The organism is Ensifer sp. 1H6 (genome assembly GCF_001976035.1).
In the GTDB taxonomy this organism is placed as follows: Bacteria; Pseudomonadota; Alphaproteobacteria; order Rhizobiales; family Rhizobiaceae; genus Ensifer; species Ensifer canadensis.
The window spans coordinates 23,230-44,256 of record NZ_MOAI01000036.1; the positions used below are offsets into that span (position 1 = coordinate 23,230).

Genomic DNA, 21,027 nt, shown 5'->3' on the forward strand with positions numbered 1-21,027 from the left:
CCGGAAACGCCTGCGGTCTTTCGAGATGTGATCGACCGGATCGTTCGATCCGGCCGATCGTAAACCGAATGGCGTCAGTTGGCGCTGGCGCCGACGTCGCGGTCCCAGCGCTCAAGCAGCGCCTTGCGCTTTTCGGAATCGCCGTAGGTGGCGAAGTCGTAGTCGATCAGCTTGATGTCCTCGAACTTGGGTGCTTCCTTCGGCACTTCCGCACTCTTGTTGGACGGCAGCTGGAAGGACTTGGCATCCTTCATGCGCGACTGAACGTCTGCCTTCAGCGCCCAGTCGTACCACGCCTTGGCATTGTCAAGGTTCTTGGCGCCGCGGATGATCGACATCGAACCGATCTCGTAGCCGGTGCCTTCGCAAGGGGCGATCGCCTTGATCGGGAAGCCTTCGGCTGCCTGGGCGACGGCATCATGCATGAAGACGATGCCGAGGCCGGCTTCGCCGCGGGCGGCCGACTTGACCGGCGCCGAGCCGGACTTGGTGTATTGCGCGACGTTGGCGTTGAGCTTCTTCAGGTAATCGAACGCCTCGTCTTCGCCCATGATCTGCACCAGCGATGCAAGCGCCGTATAGGCGGTGCCCGACGAGTTGGGGTTTGCCATCTGGATCTCGCCCTTCAGCGACGCGTCCAGCAGGTCGGCCCAGCATTTCGGCTCCTTGAAGCCCTTCTTCTGGAAGATCTCGGTGTTGTATCCCCAGCCGAGCGCGCCGGCATAGACGCCGACGGTGCGATAGCCGGAGCCTTCGGCCTGCTTCTTTGCCCAATCCTGGAGCTGATCGAGCATTGGCGACTTGTATTCGAGCGTCAGCCCGTCGGATGCGGCCTGCAGATGCGGGTCGCCGGTGCCTGCCCACCAGATATCGGTCTTGGGGTTGCGTGCCTCGGCACGAACCTTGGCATAGGTCTCGCCGGAAGACAGGCGAACCATGTTGACCTTGATCCCGCTTTCCTTCTCGAAATCGGCGGTCATCTGCTCGCAAATGACGACGTCCGCCGAGCAGATTAGATTAAGACTGCCTGCCGCCTGCGCCTCAGACGCCGCGAATGCTAGGCCGGTTGCGGCGAGCGCAACCGAAATGGATACAGCTTTCATAACTTCCTCCCAATGATGCGATGCCTCCACACCGCAGTAATGCAAGCGCGTGCAAGGTGTCACATGGATTGGAATGTTGTCAATCCGAGTCCAAACAAAAGCGGAAAGTTTAATCTGTTGGGTTTGATCGAGCTTGCACAGGTCTGCGATTTGTTGCAAGAAGTTTGCAAGGCCGTGCAAGATTGGTTCCCGATGAGCGACAAGATATTCGTCAGTGCCGAGGAAGTAGCAAGGAAGGCCGGCGTTTCCCGGTCCGCCGTTTCACGCGCGTTTACAGCGGGTGCAAGCATTGCGCCGGAGACACGCCGCAAGGTTATGGAAGCGGCCGAGGTGCTCGGCTATCACGTCAATCATCTGGCCCGCGGACTGATGCGCAACGAAAGCGGCATCGTCTGCCTCGTCGTTTCCGATATGGGCACGCCTTATCGTTCTGCGCTGATCAAGGCGCTGACGCAGCAACTGCAGAACGCCGGCAAGATCGCGATGCTCGTCAACACCGACCGCTCCGACGAACGTGTCGATATGGCGTTGCGGCAGGCGATCCGGTACCGGGCCGATGCCTCGATCGTGCTGTCCGGCATGCCGGACAAGTCGCTCGTCGACCTCTGTGTCAGGAATGGCCAGCGGTTGGTTCTGATCAATCGAAACGACGAGCATCAGGGACCGCTCCGGATAAACCTCGACGAGGACGACACGGCGCAGAGCGTTGTGACGGCGTTCCTGCGGGCTGGCTGTCGCCGTCTCGCCTTTGCCAATTCGGAGGCGGGAACGCCAAGCCTCATGGCGCGCGAAGTGGGCTTCGTTGCCGCCGCGCGGGAGCAGGGGCTCGATGTGACCGTCGAGCGCTTCGGCCCGACGGGTTACGAAAGCGGCAAGGTTCTCGCTCAGCGACTGATGACCCGCCGCGAGCGCCCGGATGCGGTCTTCTGCGTCACCGATCTCGTGGCTCTCGGCTTCATGGACGCGGCCCGACATCAGTTTTCGCTGTCGATCCCCGACGATCTCTGCGTCGTCGGCTTCGACGACATTCCGCAGGCGGCCTGGAACTCCTATGACCTGACGACATTTGCCCAGCCGATCGAGGAGATCGCGGCAGCGGCGGTCGCGTGGCTGATGAGTGATGATGTCGGGCAATCGCAGTCGCTGCGGCTCAACGCCCCCTTCGTCTGGCGCCGGTCCGTGCGCAGCGCCTGAGTAAGCAGAAACCGACCGGCAGCGAGGCTGCCGCCGATCTCATGTTTCGAGATGGCGTCGGCCGCGTGTCAGAGCGGCATCGATGCGCGTGCCGTGGGCTGCAAAGGCCGACCATAGCCACAGCATGATCCAGAGCATCAGCAACCAGGCGAGCACAACATCCGAGAGAAAATGGGCGCCGAAGGCGATGCGATTGAGCGAGAAGGCGAGCACGACGGGGATCAAGGCGATTATCGTCGTCAAGCGCCATCGTGTTGGTAGAAAGACCACCAATGCAATCAACGCAATTGCTGTCGCCGCCTCGCCGGAGGCAAACGAACAACTGCGCGAACAGGCGCCGGACACCTGCCAGGCGGGCGTAAACGGCAGGGTTCCGCCGAACTCGATGATTTCGGAGGGGCGGGCGCGACCGACCAGTCTTTTCAGAAGCTGGATGGCAAGGCCCGGGCCGGCCGCATAGAAGGTCAGGAAAAACAACATTTTGTGCGGGCGTGGCAGCCAGGCGCGCGGCGCGCGCATCTGCACGGCTAGCGTGACTGCTACGGCAGGCAGGATCAAAATCGGGATCAGACGGTTGAAATCGCGCAGCAAACGCAGCGCGTGTTCTCGCGATAGCGGAAAATCCGCGTCACCGGCCGCCGCCCAGCGAGACACGGCAAGATCGATGCCGGGAAACGCCATGAAAATGAAGCCTACGAAGATCGTTGCCGATGCGGCTGCCTGGACCGGCTGTTCCTGGACGTAGGCGTAGCATCGCGCAAGCCATGTCTGGGGATTGGCAGCCTGCCACCGGCGGCCGGCGGCAGGTGTGATGGTGGATCGCAGGAAGCTGGACATTCCGAATGCTCGCGATGAAAAAATCTGAGGAGGTGCGAGCGGGAGAGTTGCGGTTGTCTGTCAAGGAAGGGCGGGGAACTCGAGAAGGCTCGGAGCGCACGGAAAATCAACCATTCGAAGTGGTGCTTAGGGCCGCTGGGGCAGGCATTCCTCCCCACGCGGCGCTGGGCAAGGCTGCGCCACCGCGAGCGCCAAAGTGACTGCTAAGCGGTTAACGCAAGCATCGATAAGAAACGGACGACCCATCGAATCGCCACGCGTGGCTGTCATGGCAAGCTCAAGCCGCCGCCACGGGTTGCTTCCCTTCGGTCTCCAGGTATGCCGAAATCTCGGCCTCGGCAACGAGCGCGCCGTCGACCAGGGCCTCGCCGCGGTAACGCCAGATATTGCGGCGATAGGCGAGCTTGGTCATGTGATAAGCGATGGCGTCGCCAGGGCGGACGGGCTTGCGGAACCGTGCCTTGTCCACCGTCAGCATGTAGATGATTTTGGGCGTCAACCCTTGCGCCAGCTTGGAGGCGGCACACATGACGCCTGCCGTCTGCGCCATGCCCTCGATGATGAGCGCTCCGGGAAAGACCGGATTGCCGGGGAAATGCCCTTGAAACTGCGGCTCGTTGATCGAAACATTCTTGATCCCTACGCAGCTTTCTTCGCCACGGATCGAGACGAGCCTGTCGACGAGCAGGAATGGATAGCGATGCGGGATGCATTGCAGAATCCTGGCAATGTCGGCCGACGTAAGATGGTTCGTTTCAAGAGGCATGAAAGTTTCCTTGTGGTTTTTAATGGTTGGCCCGCGTCCGGCCATGCGAGAAGAGGTGGCGGTCCGCCATTCGGCCCGATCCGGATGAGCGAGCCAGGCGTGTGCAGTTTCGATCGGTCGTGTTGGATGGGGCCGCAAGTTAGCGTTACCGGCACATGCACCGTGCTCGACAGCTATGGTCCGGGGGCGTCGGCGGGGACACTCTGTTCGATTTGTCAAGAAATGGCGGAGAAACGAAGAACGCTTGATGCGGAACGCTCTGTGATGCTGTCGAGCACTGCTCGGATGAATTGCATGCCGGATTTTTTCGTCCCATAAGTTCGAGACCACAACACATGCGCGAGGAATTTGCAGATGGTCGACAAGGGGCTCATCCTTTTGGTCGAGGACGAACCGGAGATCGCGCAGATCCTCGATGCCTATCTCGTGCGCGATGGCTTCAGGACTGTGCGTGCCGCGGATGGTGAAACCGCGCTTACCCACCATTCCGTGCTTTCGCCCGATCTCATTCTTCTCGACGTGCGCATCCCGCGGCTCGACGGTTTCGAAGTGCTGGCGCGCATCCGTCGCGAGAGCAACACTCCAACGATCATGGTGACGGCCCTTGCCGAGGATCTCGATCGACTGGCTGGCCTTAGGCTCGGCGCCGACGACTATGTCGTCAAGCCGTTCAATCCGCAGGAGGTCGTGGCTCGCGTCAATGCGGTGCTGCGGCGGACGCGAAACGGCGCCGGCGCCACGATATTGCGCTTCGAAAACGTCGAGGTCGACCTCGACGCCCATGCCGCCTTTATCGACGACAGCGGCAAGCGCCGGTCCCTGCCGCTGACGCTCAGCGAGTTCCGTATCCTGGCCCACATGATCCGCCGCCCGACGCACGCCTTTGATCGGGCCGACATACTCGACGCCTGCCTTCCGGATAGTGACGCGCTGGCGCGCACCGTCGATACCCACGTCGCCAACCTTCGGCGCAAGCTTGAGGATCTCGGAGCCTGCGGATTCTTCACCGCGGTTCGCGGCGTCGGCTACCGGTTCGTGGAGCCGAGATGAAAATCAGAATGTCGCGGCTGCCGCTCAGCGTTCTCACCGCCATGCTTCAGGCGGTCCTGCTCGTGGTCAGTGTTTGTATCGTCTATTTCGGGGTCATGTGGGTCGAGTCGGACCTTGAGGAGCGGATGCTCAAGCGGATGCCGTCTGGCGCGGCCCAGGCATATACCGACCTCAATGCCGGCCGCATGCCTCAGGAGGAGCACCTTCGGTCGCTCGTCACCAACATCCCGCAGATTGAGGAATGGGGCAACAACGAGATCGACCTGTCGATCATCACGTTCGGTGTCATCGCTGCGGCAACCTGCAGCCTGATCGGCTATTGGCTTGCCCGCAAAATCAGCCGCCCATTGGAATTGCTCGCGCAGGCAACCGAGGATCTGCGCGCGGGCGATTTCGCAGTCCGTGTTGGATCCGTGCGGAAGGGGGCGAAGGAAGTGGCGACGTTGATCAGGACTTTCGATGAACTTGCGGCGGAACTTGAAAGCATGGAAAGCCGTCTGCGCTTCAACACGATGGCCGTCGCCCACGAACTGCGCACACCGCTGACGATATTGCAGGGCAATCTGCAGGGCATGGCCGACGGGGTCTTTCCGCTGGAACAGGAGCGTGTGCGGCAGCTCCTCGTGCAGGTGGAAGGGTTGTCCGCCCTGGTCGAGGATCTGCGCACACTCTCGCTGGCGGCGGGCCAGAAGCTGGTCACCCAGCTCAGCGCCGTCGATCTTTCTGCCGAGGCGACACAGGTGCTCGGCGCCTCCCGCACCATTCTGGCATCCGCAGGCCTCTCGCTTGAGGCAGCGCTCGAACCAGCGGTCGTGTCGGGCGATTCCCAGCGCCTGCGCCAGGCCCTGCTCGCGCTCGTCGAAAATGCCTGCCGCTATGCGGCCTCCGGTGGCGTGCTTCGCTGCGAAACCGGTGCGCGTGGAGCCGATGAAGCCTTCATCCGCGTGCTCGATCGCGGGCCAGGGCTCCCGGACGACGTGTCGACCCATTCGATCGACCTGTTCTGGCGCGGCGATGCGTCACGATCGCGAGCAACCGGCGGAACAGGCCTTGGCCTCTCCGTCGTGCAGGCGATTGCCAAGGCCCACGGCGGCCGGCTGGAGTTCGCAGCGCGCCCCGGCGGCGGAGCGATGATCACCATAATGCTGCCGCGCGAAAGCGCCGCCTGATCACTATCAGAATGACCTTGAATAGGGCCGGGTCAGGTCCTGTGCAGCGTTCGGCGAAAGCCGAGCGGCGATTTGCACGCGGAGATGGATGCGCCACAAACGGCGCTCAATTCCCGATCACATCTCCGCATTCCCTTGACAAACAGAAGGCAAACCCAGCGGCGCCGGATATCCCGGCGATGCTTGGACAAGCATTTGCTTTCAAGGAATTGCATCATGTCCCTGGAAGGTCGTTTGCAGGAATACAGCGCTCGATCGGGTTTGCCATCGCTCCCCTTAGATGGCGGTGACACAGTAGAGGCCCTGCCGCCATCGGTGGGCTTTGTCGCTGCCGCCAATATGCCGGAGCGCGGTCGCTCGGGCCGGCAGATCCTGTGGCAGGTCCTCAAACTCGGCGGGCGGCTCACGTTGAAGCGAGCGGCCGTGTTCTCGATGCGCCTTTTGCTTCAGCCGGTGCTGACGACGCGCTGGCTCGCCTTTCTCGGCGCGTTCGGCGATCGCTACAAATTGGGGCTTCCGCATGACGATCTCATCCGCAAGTCGGTCCCGACCTTTCTGCTGCATGGCGCGTCCTCGCGGCGGCGTCTTGAACTGTTGATGGACCACTTCGATGTGGCGAGCGAAGTCCTGTCCCGCCGCTCGCTGATGGCGCTTTGGCGCGGCACACCGATGGAAATGGGCACCGTTGGCGGGCGCGACGAAAACTATCGCATCCAGTTGCTGCTGGCCGACCACTGCGGCGGCCGCCATGAGGGCGCCTTTGCGATCAGGCTCAGCCGGCAAAGCGATCGCTATGCGCTGTGTACCGTCAGTTTTGCCTTCGTGCGCTGCGGTGAAGGCGCCTATAGCCTGGCGATCGGCGGTATGCAGGGGCCGCGCGGAGGCGATGCGAAACGTGCGTTGATTACCGCGACCCGCGATCTTGGTGGTTTGCGGCCCAAGGACGCCGTTTTGCTGACGCTTCAGGGGCTCGCCTCCGAGGGCAACGCTCCGCACGTCTATGCCGTCTCCAACGAAAGGCATGTGATCAATCGCAGGCGGCGCAAACGCCGCCGGATGATGATGGCCGATCTCGATGCCTATTGGCGCGACAGGGGAGGCGAGCCGTCTGATCCGTTCGGCTTCAGTCTTCCGACCGGCGAGGGCCAGGCCGCGCAAGGCGGAAACAGGCGCGACCAGAGCAAACGTGCGTTTCGCGACATCGGCGCGTGGTTCTACTGACCGCCGGCGCATGACTGCTCTTTTCCTGGACCTCTGACGGAGTGTGTCAATACAGCGCTACGCCAAGTTGCGTGCTGCACGCTATGTTGTGCGAATCGAAACTGCAACTGAGGGTAAAGAGTGACAAGAGCCGTGACCAAGAGGATGAAACCACATACTGGTGGATGCCTTTGCGGGGCGATCCGTTTTGAGGCGCAGGGGCCGGCTGGAAAGCCGCACACGTGCTCCTGCAAACTGTGCCAGCGGCATTCGGGTGCACTGACCGTCGCCTGGGTTGAATTCCCAACGGAAGCTGTTGCCTGGATCGGGCCGGGCGGTGCGCCCTCGACCTATCGCTCCTCGGACTATTCCAGTCGCGCCTTCTGCGCCACGTGCGGGAGCACGATCGGTGCGCTCGATGACGCACCCGTCGTGGCATTGGTGCTCGGCTGTTTCGACAAGACCGGTGCCATTGATCTGATCCCGGTCTCGCATAGCTACCGCGGCGGACGACCGAAATGGTGGCATGTCGAATGCGTTAAGCCGACAGCCGGATAGCCGCCGACAGCTGTTGGCGTAGCTCTTAATCTGAGGCGAGGTTCACAACGACCGATCCGATGGCTATCGCACCGAAGGCAATCAGGACGATACCCGAAAGGCGTGAGACCCAGCTGACAAAACGGTCGGGCAGGCGTTGCCGGGCAAGGGCGATCCCGCCGCTCAAAAGCATCCACCAGGCGAGTGAACCGAGGAATACGCCGGCAACGACGATGGCGGCGTTCGCAAGCCCACCGGCTTTCGCCAGGCCGAGGACGGCGAAGAACGCGGCAAAGGACAGGATCGTCAGCGGATTGGCGATCGTCAGCGCGAAGGTCGCCGCGGTTGTCTGGATGAGGTCGCGCGCACCGACCTGGGCCGCGGCTGTGACCGGGCTCGGTTGAAGCCCACGCCAGCCAAGCCAAATCATGAAGGCGCCGCCGAGCAGGCTGAGCGGTGTCGATACCGTGGCGAGCAGGGTCGCAAAGGCAGCAAAGCCGGCGGCCGCTAGCAGCGCATAGCTGGCGTCAGCAAGCGCCGTGCCCAAGCCGCCGGCGACACCGGCCCAGAAGCCGCGCTCGAGCGTGCGGTTGATGCATAGCACACCGATCGGGCCGAGCGGGGCAGCAATGGCCAGGCCGAGCAACAGGCCTTTTCCAAACAGCAATGCAGACATGGATCAGCGCTCCGGGCTGGTGAACTGGGTTTCCCTTACAGTCGACAAGGCAATCACCGTCTCGCTACGAGCCAGGAAGCGGCGGTGCTTGAGCTCTGCCAGGAAGGGCTCGATATCGCCGAGCGATGGCATGCGTACCTTGACGCAATAGGACCAGGCGCCGGTGACGTGATGGCACTCCGCCACGCAAGGGTGATCGGCCATGAAGGTGCGAAACGCGGCTTCATCCGCATCGGGGGATAGTCCGACCCAGACATAGGCGAGCACGTCGAGCCCGAGCGCGCTATGGTCGGCGTCGATGGTGAAGCGGCGGATCACCCCGCTAGTGACGAGCCGGCGGATACGTTCGTTGACCGAGGAGGGCGAAAGCTCGACCGCAGCACCAATGTCGGTCAAAGACCGGCGGGCGTCCTGCGCGAGAATTCCAATGATTTTTCTGTCTATTTCGTCCATATCCAATGAATACGTGGAAATAGAATAGATGTACAGAAAAATCATCGGTGGAAATATTGCGCAGCCGAAAAATCAACGGAGATCGTAGCTCAGTCGATGTCCTTGAGGGCATCGAGCGGGCCAGTGAGCGCCGTGCGCGGTTGGACCAGCTCGGGGCTGATCAGGTGAATGCGTGGCTGGGGCCGCCCTTCTTCGATGACCTCGAACGCCTTGGCGATCATGCCTTCGACGTCCTGCCGGATCATGATGACCGGGAAGGGCAGGAAGGACGCGAAGGGGTCGTAGTCATAGCAGCCGACGGTGAGGTCGGCGAAGTTCTCGTGCGGATGACCGGCCATGAAACGCAACAGGCCCTCGAAGTTGATCGAGGAGTTGACGAACAGGGCGCGCGGCAGCTTGCCGTGTTTTTCGTAGAAGGCTTCGAAGGCGAGCCTGGCATTGTTGGGAGCGTAGCCTGTCGGCTGGATGCAGCCGTCCGGATCCTCTCCCAACAGCTCGCGTTTGACGGCGCGGAAGCCACGGATGCGCTCACGGCTGGCGTGGTCGTCGCGGCCACCGAAGAGGTAGAGCTCATCCGGCCGCAGTGGCTGATCCGCCGGGAAATGGCGGATGATCGCCTCGGTCAGCATCCGGCCGCCTTCGTAGTTGTCGCTGATGACGGACGGAACCTTGGTGCCGGGTAGGTCGATATTGATATGCTTCAGGCCCACGGTCTCGCAGACTTCGTGCACGCCGTCCGGGTCTGTCGCTCCGCAGATGAATAGCTCGTCGATCGAGTAGGAGATCAGCGTCTCTGCAGTCCGGCGCTCTTCTTCCGGGTCGCGACTGGCGCTGACGACGATCGGGCATTGTCCCTTGCTTCTGACATGCGCTTCGAAGGTCTGCGCCATCGAAGAGAAGTAACGGTTGTCATGGACGGGCAGCAGCAGGCCGATGAGGCCCGAGCGCGAACTGCGCAGGCCGCGTGCCTGGCGGTTGGCGGTGTATTGGTGGGTTTCGGCCAGGTCGCGGATCAGCGCCGCCGTGCTCTCCTTGATCCGCCGCTTCTGCCAGGTTCCATTCAGAACCGCACTCACGGTTGAAGGCGAACTGCCTGATAGCACCGACAAGTCGTAGATCGTCGCCTTCTTCTTGCTGCTCTTCGTCATCCACGTGCCTCCCTCATCGTCTTAGTGCCGATTTCCCCTTGACGAAAGATTAAGTCTGCACAATAGTCTTTGCACCATCGATTGTGCAAACAAGAAATATCGATTGTGCATGCGATGGTGTCGTCTGAGGAGGCGGCGATCAGGGAGGCGGGAATTCGTTCCCAGCCAGTTGCGATTTGAAACTGGAGGCCGGCGCTTTTGCAGCCGGGCGTGTCCCCTATGGGGGCGAGTGGAGGAGAGACATGATCAAGAAAATTCTGGTCGCCGCCCTGGCGACATCGCTGTCGCTTGCCGGTGCGGCTGCCGCATTCGCTCAGGACGCCGGAAAGGTCGGCGTCGTGGTCAAGATTGGCGGTATTCCGTGGTTCAACGCCATGGAGGCCGGTATCAAGGAACGTGGCCAAAAGCTCGGCATCGACGCCTTCATGGTCGGCCCGACGAGCGCCGACCCGGCGCTGCAGGTACGCGCCATCGAGGATCTGATCGCCCAGGGCGTGAAGGTCATCGGCGTCGTGCCCAACGATGCCAAGGTTCTGGAGCCGGTTCTGACCAAGGCGAAGGAAAAGGGCATCATCGTCATTACGCATGAATCGCCGAGCCAGAAGGGCGCCGACTGGGATTTCGAGCTGGCGTCCTCGACCGGCTTCGGCGAAGCGCATGGCAAGCTGCTCGCCGAGAAGATGGGCGGCAAGGGCGAATATGCCGTCTTCGTCGGCTCGCTGACCGTGCCGCTGCACAATGCCTGGGCCGATGCAGCGATTGCCTACATCAAGAAGAACCACCCGGATATGACGCTGGTCGGCGAACGCTACGGCGTTGCCGAAGACGTCGACAAGAGCCGCTCGACCGCGCTCGACCTGATTTCCGCCCATCCGGACCTCAAGGGCTTTCTTGCCTTCGGCAGCCAGGGACCGATCGGGGCAGGCCGCGCCGTGGAAGAGCGCCGCAAGGTCGGCGAGATCTTCGTGCTCGGCCCGTTCTCGCCGGGCCAGGGGCAGAAGCTGGTGAAGTCGGACGCGATCTCCGGCGGCTTCATGTGGAATCCGAAGCAGGCGGGCGAAGTGTTCGTGACGCTCGCCGACAAGCTGATGAAGGGTGAGGAAGTCAAGGACGGCGACGAGATCGAAGGTCTCGGCAAGGTCAAGCCGGACTTCGAGAACCACAACATCATCGTCGATCAGCTCGTGCCGATCAACAAGGATACAGTCGCGGACCTTGCGGCCATGGGTCTCTGACCCGCTACAGCGTCGCACGTCCTATTGGACGCGCAAAGACCGCTGTAACGCTATGAATTGTTGCATGTTTTATCCCTAGATCAGCAGCGATTTAAGGAAACATGCAGTGGGTTCTCCCGGCTGCTGGGCCGGCTTCGGCCGGCCTGGCACGTCCCTTCAAAACGGTATTCGGGGCACACGTTCATGCATCAGCTTGCGACCGCGGGAGGCAGCGAAATGCCGCTTCTGTCCCTGCACGACATCAACATGACTTTCGGTGGCGTCAAAGCGCTCAAAAATGTGAGCTTCGACGTTCGTCCGGGCGAGGTCCATTGCCTCGCGGGCGAAAACGGTTGCGGCAAGAGCACCCTGATCAAGATCATTACCGGCGTCTACCGCCCGGCCGAAGGCGCCTCGATCGAATATGACGGCGAGACCTATTCGCACATGTCGCCGGTGACCGCTCAGGATCGCGGCATTCAGGTCATCTGGCAGGACCTGGCGCTTTTCCCCGAAATGAGCGTCGCTGAAAACATCGCCTTCCAGACCGTTCTCGGCCGCTGGCCGAAGCTGGTCGATTATGGCCGCATGCGCAAGATCGCGACGGATGCGCTTGAGCGCCTCGGCATCACGCTCGACGTCGACCTGCCGCTCAAGGAATATGCGATTGCCCAGCGCCAGATCGTGGCGATTGCCCGCGCGCTCGTCGGCGAAGCGAAGCTCGTCTTCATGGATGAACCGACCGCATCGCTGACCCAGTCGGAGACCGATCATCTGCTCGACATCGTTCGTGGCCTTTCGGCCTCCGGCGTCGCCGTCGTCTTCGTCAGCCACCGCCTTGCGGAAGTGCTGGAAATTTCAAGCCGCATCACCGTGCTGCGCGACGGTGCGCTGGTCGGCGTCTATCCCGCCGCCGGCATGACGCAATCGCGCATCACCGAACTGATGACCGGCAAGACCTTCGACCAGCAGGTCCGCGCCAAATCCGGGCAGGATCAGCCCGTCGTGCTGGAGGTAAAGGGCCTGAGCCGCCCCGGCCAGTTTGATGACATATCGCTGACCGTCAGGCGCGGTGAGACGCTGGGGATTACCGGTCTTCTCGGCGCCGGTCGAACCGAACTCGCGCAGACGCTCTTCGGCATGCTGCAACCGGTGGTCGGTACGATTACGCTCGAGGGCAAGCCGGTCCGTTTCGCCTCCAATCGCGATGCCATCAAGGCGGGCGTCGCCTATCTCTCCGAAGACCGGCTGTCGCTCGGCCTCATCCAGCCGCAGTCGATCGCCGACAATCTCGTCATCAGCTCGCTCGGCAAGATCGTTTCGGGCGGCTTTCTTTCGGATGAGCGCAAGCGCAAGCTCGTCGCCGGCTGGATTGCCGATCTCGGCGTCAAGATCGGCCTGCAAGGCGACGCGATCTCGACGCTGTCAGGCGGCAATCAGCAGCGTATCGCCATCGCCAAATGGCTGGCGACCGATCCGAAGCTGCTCATCCTCGACGCGCCCACCGTCGGCGTCGACGTCGGCGCACGCGCCGGCATCTTCGACATCGTCGCCAAGCTCGCAGAGACGGGGCTCGCGATCATTCTGATCTCCGACGAGGTTCCGGAGGTCTATTTCAACGCGGACCGCGTCCTGCACATGGCGCAGGGTCGCATCGTCGGCAGCTATGATCCCCGCAGCGTTCCGCTCGCCGAAATCGAGGGGGCGGTCTATGCATAGTTTCGCCCGCACCCACGCGACGGAAGTCGCGCTGCTCGCCGTCATCGCCGTCATCTGCACGGTGCTGTCGTTGGCGACGGCCAATTTCTTCTCGCTCGGCAACGCCTTCGATCTCCTGAACACCAGTTCGGTCAACATCATCTTTGCCGTCGGCCTGCTGGTCGTGCTCATCGCCGGCGGCATCGACATCTCCTTCGCTGTTGCCGCCTCGGTGGTGCAGTACGGTACGGCGATCGCGCTTGGCTGGATCGGCGGCGGCGGCTGGATCTCCGGCCTGATCATCGCCGGATCGATCGGCATATGCCTTGGCGCCATCAATGCGCTGCTGATCCACCGTTTCCGCATCATTTCGATCGTCGCGACGATCTCGACCTTCAATATCTACTTCGGCCTGCTGATGTTCTTCACCAAGGGCGTTTCGATCTACGACCTGCCGGAATGGCTGACGGATCGCGTCGTGCTCTTCGAGCATGAAATGGCCGACGGCAGTTGGATCGAGATCACCCTTCCGGTGCTGGTAATGGTGCTGTGCGTCATCGCCACTTGGGTGCTGATCACGCGCACGACCACCGGTCGCCAGCTCTATGCCTTCGGTGATAATCCGGAAGGCGCGCGCCGCTTCGGCATCAACATCGGTGCCATGCAGTTCATCGCCTTCGGCTGGCTCGGTCTGATGGCCGGCATCGGCGGGCTGGTGCAGGCACACTATGCGCAGGAAGTGGTGCCGAACGCGCTCTACGGACGCGAACTCGATGTCCTCGCTGCCGTCGTTCTCGGCGGTGCAAGGCTCGGCGGCGGCAAGGGCTCGGTGCTTGGCTGCGTGCTCGGTGTGCTCTTGATCGCGATCACCCAGAACGGGCTGAACCTGATGGGCGTTTCCCCCTTTGCGTTCAAGATGATCGTCGGCGCCATCATCCTGATCGCCATCACCCTTTCCAACACCAGCATCGAACGGCTCCTGCCCTTCGCCAGCCAGAAAGGTGCACGCCGATGACAAGGTTTTCGGATCGCCTGAAGGCATGGATCGGACCAGAGATGGCAGGCCCAGGCTTGGCGCTGGTTGCCGTCATCCTGGTGTTCGGCCTGGCGTCGCCTCAGTTTCTGAGTGCCGCGACCTTTGGCTCGGTGGCGTTCCAGCTGCCCGAACTTGGGTTGCTGACCCTGGCGATGCTGCTGCCGATCCTGACCGGTGGCCTCAACCTTGCCGTAACCTTCACCGCCAACATTGCCGGGCTGACGCTTGCCTGGGTGCTGCAGGCAAACGGTGGCGCGGATGCCGGTGCCGGTGCCTTTGCGCTCGGCTGTGTGCTCGCTGTCACAGTCGGGGCCGCAAGCGGCGTCGTGATGGGCCTGGTCATCGCCTTTACCCGCGCACACCCGATCCTCGTCTCGTTGTCGATGATGATCTTCCTGCGCGGTCTCGGCGAATTTCTGACGCGCGGTGGAGACGTTTCGGGTTTTCCCCCATTCATCGGGCCGCTCGGCCATGGTTCGATCGCTGGCGTACCGGTCCCGTTGATCGTCTTCATCGTCTGCGTGCTCGCCTGGCATGTGCTGCTGACCCGAACCAGGCTCGGCTTCAACACCTACATGATCGGCTCAAACCTTGAGGCAACGCGCTATTCCGGTATCAACACCCGCAAGGTGATCGTGCTTGTCTACACGCTCTCGGGCGCCATGTGTGCGATTGCCGGCATCATCATGCTGGCGCGGTTCAACTCGGTGCGCATCGGCCATGGCGAATCCTATCTGTTGATCACCGTGCTCGCCTGTTTCCTCGGCGGCGTCAATCCGTTCGGCGGCTTCGGCCGGGTCATTCCGGTGTTCGTGGCGCTCGTCGTGCTGCAGCTGCTGTCGTCCGGTCTTAATCTCATCGGCGCCAATCAGCACCTCGCCACGGCGGTCTGGGGATTGCTGCTCGTCGGCGTCATGGTGCTGCGCTTCGCCGCCTCCAAGTTCAAGATTTCATTTGTCAGAAAAGGAACGTGATCATGCAGGGTTTTGGCGTCCATACGAGCATGTGGACCATGAATTGGGACCGGCCCGGTGCCGAGCGTGCGGTCGCAGCTGCGGTCAAGTACAAGGTGGATTTCATCGAGATCCCGATGCTCAATCCGCCGGCCGTCGACACCGCCCACACCAAGGCGCTGCTGGAGAAGAACAAGCTGCGCGCGGTCTGCTCGCTCGGTCTTCCTGAACGCGCCTGGGCTTCCGTCAGGCCAGATGCGGCGATCGAGCACCTGAAGATCGCGATCGACAAGACGGCCGATCTCGGCGGCGAGGCGCTGTCCGGCGTCATCTATGGCGGCATCGGCGAGCGTACCGGCGTACCGCCGACCGAAGCCGAATACGACAATATCGCCCGCGTGCTGACGGCGGCGGCAAAACACGCCAAATCGCGCGGCATCGAACTCGGCGTCGAGGCCGTGAACCGCTACGAAAACCACCTGATCAACACCGGCAGGCAGGCCGTCGACATGATCAAGCGCGTCGGCGCCGACAATGTCTTCGTGCATCTCGACACCTACCACATGAACATCGAGGAAAAGGGCATCGGCACCGGCATTCTCGATGCGCGCGAGCACATCAAATACATCCACCTATCCGAAAGCGATCGCGGCACGCCGGGCTATGGCAATTGCGCCTGGGACGAGATCTTTGCGACGCTTGCGGCGATCGGCTTCAAGGGTGGCCTTGCCATGGAGAGCTTCATCAACATGCCGCCGGAAGTCGCCTATGGCCTCGCCGTCTGGCGCCCCGTCGCCAGGGACGAGGAAGAGGTGATGGGCAACGGCTTGCCGTTCCTGCGCAACAAGGCCAAGCAATACGGGCTGATCTAGAGCGTTTCCGGGCCTCGTTTAAACCGGAAACGCTCAAATTGGGCGGCGATCCGATCCTTGGCGGCCGGGCATGTGACGGGAGGTGCGGACATCATGCCAACACCATCACGCAACGAGCAGGGCACGATCGCGGTGCTCGACGTCGGCAAGACCAACGTCAAGCTCAATGCCGTCACGGCAGATGGTGTCGTGCTTGAGACGCTCAGCATCCCCAACCCGGTGCTGCCCGGACCACCCTGGCGCCATCACGATCTCGGCGCCATTAGCGAGTGGGTCTTTTCCGGCATCGGACAACTCTGCCGGCGTCACCCACTTTCGGCCTTCGTTGCCTCCGGACACGGTTCCGGAGGCGTCCTTGTTGGTGACGATCCCGAGATCGGCGAGGGCGCCACCCTGCCGATGATCGACTATGAACAGCCGCTGCCGGAGGCGATCAAAGCCGGTTATGTCCCGCTGTCCGGATCGTTCTTCGACCGCGGCAGCGCGACGATGCATGCGGCAACCCATCAGGCCCGGCAGCTCTACTGGATGCAGGAGTGCGAACCGGAAGCCTTCTCGCGGGCGCGCTGGTATCTCGGTCTGCCGCAATACTGGGCATGGCGGCTTTCGGGCGTGGCGACCTCGGAGGCGAGCCTGCTTGGCGCGCAGTCGCATCTCTGGAACGTGGCGGAGCGGCATTTCGCACCGATCGTCGCGGCGCGTGGCTGGGGCCGGCTGATGCCGCCCTTCGCCGACGCCTGGCAGGATCTCGGGCCGGTGCGCGCAGATTTGGCGCGGCGTCACGGCTTGCCGCAGGGGCTTCGTATCCTGGTCGGTGCGCATGACAGCAGCCTCAACCACTACCGCTATCATGCCGCCGGACTGCACGAGTTCACCGTCATTTCCACCGGCACCTGGATTGTCGGTTTCTCCGGTCAGACCTCGATCGACAAGCTCGAAGAAAACAGGGGCATGACCTTGAACAGCGACGTCTTCGGCAATCCGCTCGGTGGCGTGCTGACCATGGGCGGGCGAGAATTTTCGCTGGTGGCCGGCCCCGGGCAACCAAGCGACCCTGTGCCCGAACAGATCGTCCGGCGATTGATCGCCGGCAGAACGATGGCGCTGCCTTCCTTCGGCGACGACAACGGCTTGTTTCCGGGCAGCGCCGGGCAGGGACGTATATCAGGGCCGAAGCCGGAGACTGCCATGGAGCGGAAGGCGGTGGCGCTCGTCTATTGTGCGCTCTTGACCGCCGAATGCATCGAGGCCCTGGGGGCGGGATCTCTGGTCGTTCTCGACGGCAGCTTCCTGGGCGACCCGCTTTATGCCCGCCTTGTCGCCGCACTGCTGCCGGACCGACAGGTCCGGTTCAATCTCGATGCCTACGGCGTTGCATCCGGCGCGGCCCTGCTTGCCGGCCAACATTCCCGCAGGCGGCCAGCGCCGCTTTCGCTGGCCGAGGCCAGCGATGTCGCATCACTCACGGCTGCGATCTCCGACTACGCGACTGAGTGGCGTGCGAGGGCGCGTCAGCCAGCCGAACCCGTTTTCCACTGACACTTCGAAAGGAACGACTGATGAACCAGCCCGATGTACTCTCCCTTCGCCGCGAGATGGTGGATATCTGCCGCCGGATGAATTCGAGCGGCATCAACCAGGGGACGGCCGGCAACCTGTCGGTGCGCATCGGCGATGGTTTCCTGGTCACGCCCTCGTCGCTCGCCTATGAGACGATGCAGCCGGAAGATCTGGTCGAGATGGATTTTAAGGGCAACTACACAGGCCTTCGACCGTCATCCGAATGGCGTTTCCATCGCGATATCCTGCGCGAGCGCACGGATATCAACGTGGTTCTTCATTGCCACTCTATCTATGCCACCACGCTTGCTTGCCACCACAAAACCATCCCCAGCTTCCACTATATGACCGGCATTGCCGGTGGCACGACGATCCGCTGCGCCGAATATGCGACGTTCGGGACCCAGGCGCTGTCCAACAACGCGCTGGTGGCGCTCAAGGACCGCACCGCCTGCCTGCTCGGTCAGCATGGTCAGATCTCGCTCGGCAAGACGCTGGAATCGGCATTGTGGATGGCGATCGAAATCGAGACCCTCTCGCGCATGTATGTCCAGGCCCTCACGCTCGGCGAGCCGCCGGTTCTGCCCGACGACGAGATGCAGCGGGTGATCGCCCAGATGCGCCGGATGAGTTATGGCCAGGCACCTGATGATGAGGGCGTCAACGATCTCGCTCGCCCGCGGGCCGCCAGTTGACAGCAGCCGGGCTTGTGTCGTTGCTGGTGCAGCGCTATCAGCGACGTCGCGATTAGGCACCGGAGAGACGAGCGATCCATGGCGAGCCCCGATATGTCATCCCGTAGTCATGCGCCGAGGTTCCGTTGCTCGATTGTCGTCATGGGCGTTTCCGGCAGCGGCAAGACTTCTGTCGGCGAGGCGGTGGCACGGGGCTTTGGCTATCGCTTCATCGAAGGCGATGCTTTGCACCCGCAAGCCAATATCGCCAAGATGTCAGCCGGCATCCCGCTCACCGATGAGGACAGATGGCCCTGGCTCCGTGAGATCGGAAAGCAGCTTTCCTCGAGCGCCGACCCGCTCGTCGTTTCGTGCTCGGCGTTGAAGCGGAGCTATCGCGATCTGTTGCGCGAGAATGCAGGGGGAGATCTGGTCTTCGTCTATCTCCATGGCAGCCGCGACGTTCTCGCCGGCCGAATGCAACACCGCGAGGGGCATTTCATGCCGGCGTCACTGCTCGACACGCAGTTGGCGACGCTTGAAGAGCCGATCGGCGAGCCGCTCACGGTCGTCGTCGATGTCGATCAGCCCACGGTCGACGTGGTCAAGGCAACGCTTGCCGCACTCGACGGCCTGGGTTTGTCGAACAATGCTGCGTCATCTGATACCGCATTCGGATCGCGCTAGACCCGTCATCATCTGGATCTCCAGCAATTGCTGTGTCAGCTCCGACCGGGTGTCGGAAAGGCACCGCAAGTGCAGCAGTGCCGACCGTGAAACCGGCAGTACCGCTATTGATGACCGTCTGGATGCTAGCAGCCCTGTCTATCGGTCTCCCCGGCTTTTGTTCAGTGCCACAAACGGATTTGATCAAAGCCGGCACATCGGGCGTGAGAGCGATAGGCGTGGCTGGCCGCGCCCATGGGCTTGACATCCGATGGTTCCGATCATGGCGTTGTCCAAGCGGCGTTGAAGCCAGAAACGCGGCGTGCCTTGCTGTTCAAGGTGTGGCTGCAGACGCAGATCGCATAAACAGGCCTGCTGTTGGTGCGCCTCGCTAGAGGATGCGACCAAACAAGGAGCCGTAGGCGATGACGGCGATCGCGAGAGTAAACCCGGCACCCACGAAGATGGGGGTGAAATCGTAGTCATGGAAACGGGCGGGAAGTAGGCTTCGCATGGCGAGCTCCAATTTTCACTCTGCTTGCGACGGCCGCCGGACGGTGCGGGCAGCACGCTGCGATGACGAAAATGCCTCAAAGGAACCCGCAGCAGAGGCTTTGGCTCGTTCAAGAATTCGATCAGGTGGATCAAATCTATTTCAGCGTAAATCTCGGCGCAGATTTTTGTTGAAGATGAGCTTCACCAAAGATTTTGTACGCAGAAAGTTTTTCTATCCTGCGCTTCGGATATTAATAAGTAAACGTCTGGCTGCGGCAAATCTTCATGGATTGCATCGCTTCTGATGTTTTCTATTATTACCTGTTCGGCGAAAGAATTTATTTGAGTATTTTTCCGATTTTCACCCGGTCTTTGTATGTGAGGCGCGATAGCTATGCGCCTGTAGCGCCGTTTATGTCGCCTTTTTCAACATAGCGGCGGGCTCGCGGCGGTTGATCTGAAATGGCTCTGTAGGTTGCGCCGGATTGCCCGAGTTGGCGACCGCTGATGGACGCGTTTTCGCGGGGCTACTGTGCCAACTGCAATAGCTGCAACGGTCACCCCGCCACCAGAGCTCGAAAAGCCATCCCCTATCCTTTGCGGGTTTGCGAAATTGCCTGAATCACCTAATGCTCGGGCATGGCAGGACGATTTTTCAGCAGGCGATTCGACGTATCGGACGACCGCTCCACGATCACCAACAAGCCGCTGGGCGTGGTCGCGCCTACAGCTCTGCTTGCGGCAGGCCTCCTCATGTCCGGCTGCGCGACGCACAATGACGTCGGTACGCCGACCAATGCGACGATTGTTCCGGCCGAGAATGCGCTGATCCTGCCGCCGCCAGGCGGGCCCGCCGTTCTGAATGTGGTCGAGCGGCGAAGAACCAACGCCATCGAGCAGGATATCTACCTCTACACTTCGGCCGCGACGCCGGGGCAGAACTTCCTGCGCGCGCAGTTCTTCGGGCCGATGGAGACCAGGTTCGACCAGCAGAAGAGCAGCGGCTACGTTGCGGTCAGGAGCTCCGAGATGATGCGGCAGGCGCGGCGTGCGCTTCCCGGTGTGTCGTTGGAGCAGTCGTCGGACTTTCTGCAGAACAATTACGGGCCCTTCGGTTATGCTTATGGCCGTGGCCGCGGCGACGACGCCTGCATTTTCGCCTGGCAGCAGATACGCGGGGCGGAAAATCATCGTTCTCCCCTTAAAGGCTACGGCACCATTCAGATCCGCTTCCGCTATTGCGCAACTGGCGCAAGCGAAAACGACCTTCTCGCACCCGTCTATGGCTATACGATCGTCGGCACATTCGGCGATCCCGCCTGGAACCCTTACGGCGCCCCGCCGCCGCTGGAGGCGGGCATCGGCCGCGTTGGCAACCCGATTTACCGCAAGGAGCCGGCGCCCACTGACACGCGACCCGTGACCGTGATGACGGCGCCTGCGCCGACCAGGCGCGTGGTCCGCGTCGAGCAACCCGCGCGTCAGCAGCCAGTCGCCGTGCCGGCGACGGCGAATTCGATCAGGTTGCCGGAACCGGGTGGCGCGGCAAAGACTGGAGCGACCGTGATTGTGCCGTTACCTGCCTGCGATGCACCGGCGGGGGGCAATTGTCCTTAATCAGCTCCTAACGATCGTTTGGTATGGGCTCGTATCGGGCTTGCAAAAGCCCAGATGAAGTCAGGTCAAGCGATACCAGTGGCATGATGCCGAATGCTGGAAGGCAGAA

Annotated in this window: 21 protein-coding genes; 14 read left to right on the plus strand and 7 right to left on the minus strand. The window is 62.0% G+C overall.

Going from position 1 to position 21,027, the window contains the following annotated elements; all coding sequences use genetic code 11:
* Positions 1-74: 74 nt before the first annotated feature.
* Complete coding sequence (locus tag BKP54_RS29785; protein ID WP_025428433.1) at positions 75-1,103, minus strand: ABC transporter substrate-binding protein; 1,029 nt, start codon at positions 1,101-1,103, stop codon at positions 75-77.
* Between the two features lie 192 nt (positions 1,104-1,295).
* Here BKP54_RS29785 and BKP54_RS29790 point away from each other — a divergent pair, with 192 nt between their 5' ends.
* Positions 1,296-2,297, plus strand: coding sequence for a substrate-binding domain-containing protein (locus tag BKP54_RS29790; protein WP_025428434.1), 1,002 nt, complete (start codon positions 1,296-1,298; stop codon positions 2,295-2,297).
* A gap of 39 nt (positions 2,298-2,336) precedes the next feature.
* On the opposite strand, the gene BKP54_RS29795 is transcribed toward BKP54_RS29790, so the two are convergent.
* Positions 2,337-3,134: a phosphatase PAP2 family protein gene (locus BKP54_RS29795; protein ID WP_057208920.1), complete on the minus strand. Its 798-nt coding sequence runs from the start codon at positions 3,132-3,134 to the stop codon at positions 2,337-2,339.
* A 277-nt stretch (positions 3,135-3,411) separates the two neighbouring features.
* Positions 3,412-3,900 carry a 3-hydroxyacyl-ACP dehydratase FabZ gene (gene fabZ, locus BKP54_RS29800; protein WP_025428436.1) on the minus strand — a complete coding sequence of 163 codons (489 nt, stop codon included), beginning with the start codon at positions 3,898-3,900 and terminating at the stop codon, positions 3,412-3,414.
* Positions 3,901-4,254: 354 nt separating this feature from the next.
* Between fabZ and BKP54_RS29805 the strand changes: the two genes are divergently transcribed.
* The 4 genes from BKP54_RS29805 to BKP54_RS29820 all read left to right on the plus strand — a co-directional run bounded on the left by BKP54_RS29805 (position 4,255) and on the right by BKP54_RS29820 (position 7,877).
* Complete coding sequence (locus BKP54_RS29805; protein WP_025428437.1) at positions 4,255-4,950, plus strand: response regulator; 696 nt, start codon at positions 4,255-4,257, stop codon at positions 4,948-4,950.
* Positions 4,947-6,119 (plus strand): ATP-binding protein, encoded by a 1,173-nt coding sequence (locus BKP54_RS29810; RefSeq protein ID WP_171521349.1) that lies wholly within the window; start codon positions 4,947-4,949, stop codon positions 6,117-6,119. The genes BKP54_RS29805 and BKP54_RS29810 overlap by 4 nt, the downstream gene beginning before the upstream one ends.
* Before the next feature lie 216 nt (positions 6,120-6,335).
* Positions 6,336-7,340 carry a DUF535 family protein gene (locus tag BKP54_RS29815; protein WP_234908102.1) on the plus strand — a complete coding sequence of 335 codons (1,005 nt, stop codon included), beginning with the start codon at positions 6,336-6,338 and terminating at the stop codon, positions 7,338-7,340.
* Between the two features lie 144 nt (positions 7,341-7,484).
* Positions 7,485-7,877 (plus strand): GFA family protein, encoded by a 393-nt coding sequence (locus tag BKP54_RS29820; RefSeq protein ID WP_025428440.1) that lies wholly within the window; start codon positions 7,485-7,487, stop codon positions 7,875-7,877.
* Positions 7,878-7,902: 25 nt separating this feature from the next.
* Here the strand turns inward: BKP54_RS29820 and BKP54_RS29825 are convergent, their stop codons facing one another.
* The 3 genes from BKP54_RS29825 to BKP54_RS29835 all read right to left on the minus strand — a co-directional run bounded on the left by BKP54_RS29825 (position 7,903) and on the right by BKP54_RS29835 (position 10,133).
* Positions 7,903-8,532, minus strand: a complete 630-nt coding sequence (locus BKP54_RS29825) for a LysE family transporter (protein ID WP_025428441.1) — start codon at positions 8,530-8,532, stop codon at positions 7,903-7,905.
* Positions 8,533-8,535: 3 nt separating this feature from the next.
* The gene (locus BKP54_RS29830) at positions 8,536-8,985 is read right to left on the minus strand and encodes an Lrp/AsnC family transcriptional regulator (RefSeq protein ID WP_025428442.1); all 450 of its coding nucleotides are present in this window, start codon (positions 8,983-8,985) and stop codon (positions 8,536-8,538) included.
* A gap of 89 nt (positions 8,986-9,074) precedes the next feature.
* Positions 9,075-10,133, minus strand: coding sequence for a LacI family DNA-binding transcriptional regulator (locus BKP54_RS29835; RefSeq protein ID WP_057208922.1), 1,059 nt, complete (start codon positions 10,131-10,133; stop codon positions 9,075-9,077).
* 242 nt (positions 10,134-10,375) lie between these two features.
* On the opposite strand from BKP54_RS29835, the gene BKP54_RS29840 reads away from it, so the two are divergent.
* From BKP54_RS29840 to BKP54_RS29875, 8 genes are all read left to right on the plus strand, one after another.
* The gene (locus BKP54_RS29840; protein ID WP_025428444.1) at positions 10,376-11,368 is read left to right on the plus strand and encodes an autoinducer 2 ABC transporter substrate-binding protein; all 993 of its coding nucleotides are present in this window, start codon (positions 10,376-10,378) and stop codon (positions 11,366-11,368) included.
* A gap of 183 nt (positions 11,369-11,551) precedes the next feature.
* A complete protein-coding gene (locus BKP54_RS29845; RefSeq protein WP_025428445.1) occupies positions 11,552-13,066 on the plus strand; it encodes a sugar ABC transporter ATP-binding protein in 1,515 nt (504 codons plus the stop codon).
* Positions 13,059-14,060, plus strand: coding sequence for an ABC transporter permease (locus BKP54_RS29850; protein WP_025428446.1), 1,002 nt, complete (start codon positions 13,059-13,061; stop codon positions 14,058-14,060). Before BKP54_RS29845 ends, BKP54_RS29850 begins: the two co-directional genes overlap by 8 nt.
* Complete coding sequence (locus tag BKP54_RS29855) at positions 14,057-15,055, plus strand: ABC transporter permease (protein ID WP_025428447.1); 999 nt, start codon at positions 14,057-14,059, stop codon at positions 15,053-15,055. Before BKP54_RS29850 ends, BKP54_RS29855 begins: the two co-directional genes overlap by 4 nt.
* Positions 15,056-15,057: 2 nt before the next feature.
* Positions 15,058-15,906, plus strand: coding sequence for a sugar phosphate isomerase/epimerase (locus BKP54_RS29860; RefSeq protein ID WP_025428448.1), 849 nt, complete (start codon positions 15,058-15,060; stop codon positions 15,904-15,906).
* A gap of 93 nt (positions 15,907-15,999) precedes the next feature.
* Complete coding sequence (locus BKP54_RS29865) at positions 16,000-17,445, plus strand: FGGY family carbohydrate kinase (protein ID WP_057226875.1); 1,446 nt, start codon at positions 16,000-16,002, stop codon at positions 17,443-17,445.
* 20 nt (positions 17,446-17,465) lie between these two features.
* Positions 17,466-18,161, plus strand: coding sequence for a class II aldolase/adducin family protein (locus BKP54_RS29870; protein ID WP_057208924.1), 696 nt, complete (start codon positions 17,466-17,468; stop codon positions 18,159-18,161).
* A gap of 78 nt (positions 18,162-18,239) precedes the next feature.
* Entirely contained in the window at positions 18,240-18,827 is a 588-nt protein-coding gene (locus BKP54_RS29875; RefSeq protein ID WP_057226796.1) for a gluconokinase, read from the plus strand.
* 370 nt (positions 18,828-19,197) lie between these two features.
* On the opposite strand, the gene BKP54_RS37205 is transcribed toward BKP54_RS29875, so the two are convergent.
* A complete protein-coding gene (locus BKP54_RS37205) occupies positions 19,198-19,320 on the minus strand; it encodes a hypothetical protein (RefSeq protein ID WP_025428452.1) in 123 nt (40 codons plus the stop codon).
* A 620-nt stretch (positions 19,321-19,940) separates the two neighbouring features.
* Here BKP54_RS37205 and bcsN point away from each other — a divergent pair.
* Positions 19,941-20,918: a cellulose biosynthesis protein BcsN gene (gene bcsN / locus BKP54_RS29880; RefSeq protein ID WP_025428453.1), complete on the plus strand. Its 978-nt coding sequence runs from the start codon at positions 19,941-19,943 to the stop codon at positions 20,916-20,918.
* The last annotated feature ends 109 nt before the right edge of the window (positions 20,919-21,027 follow it).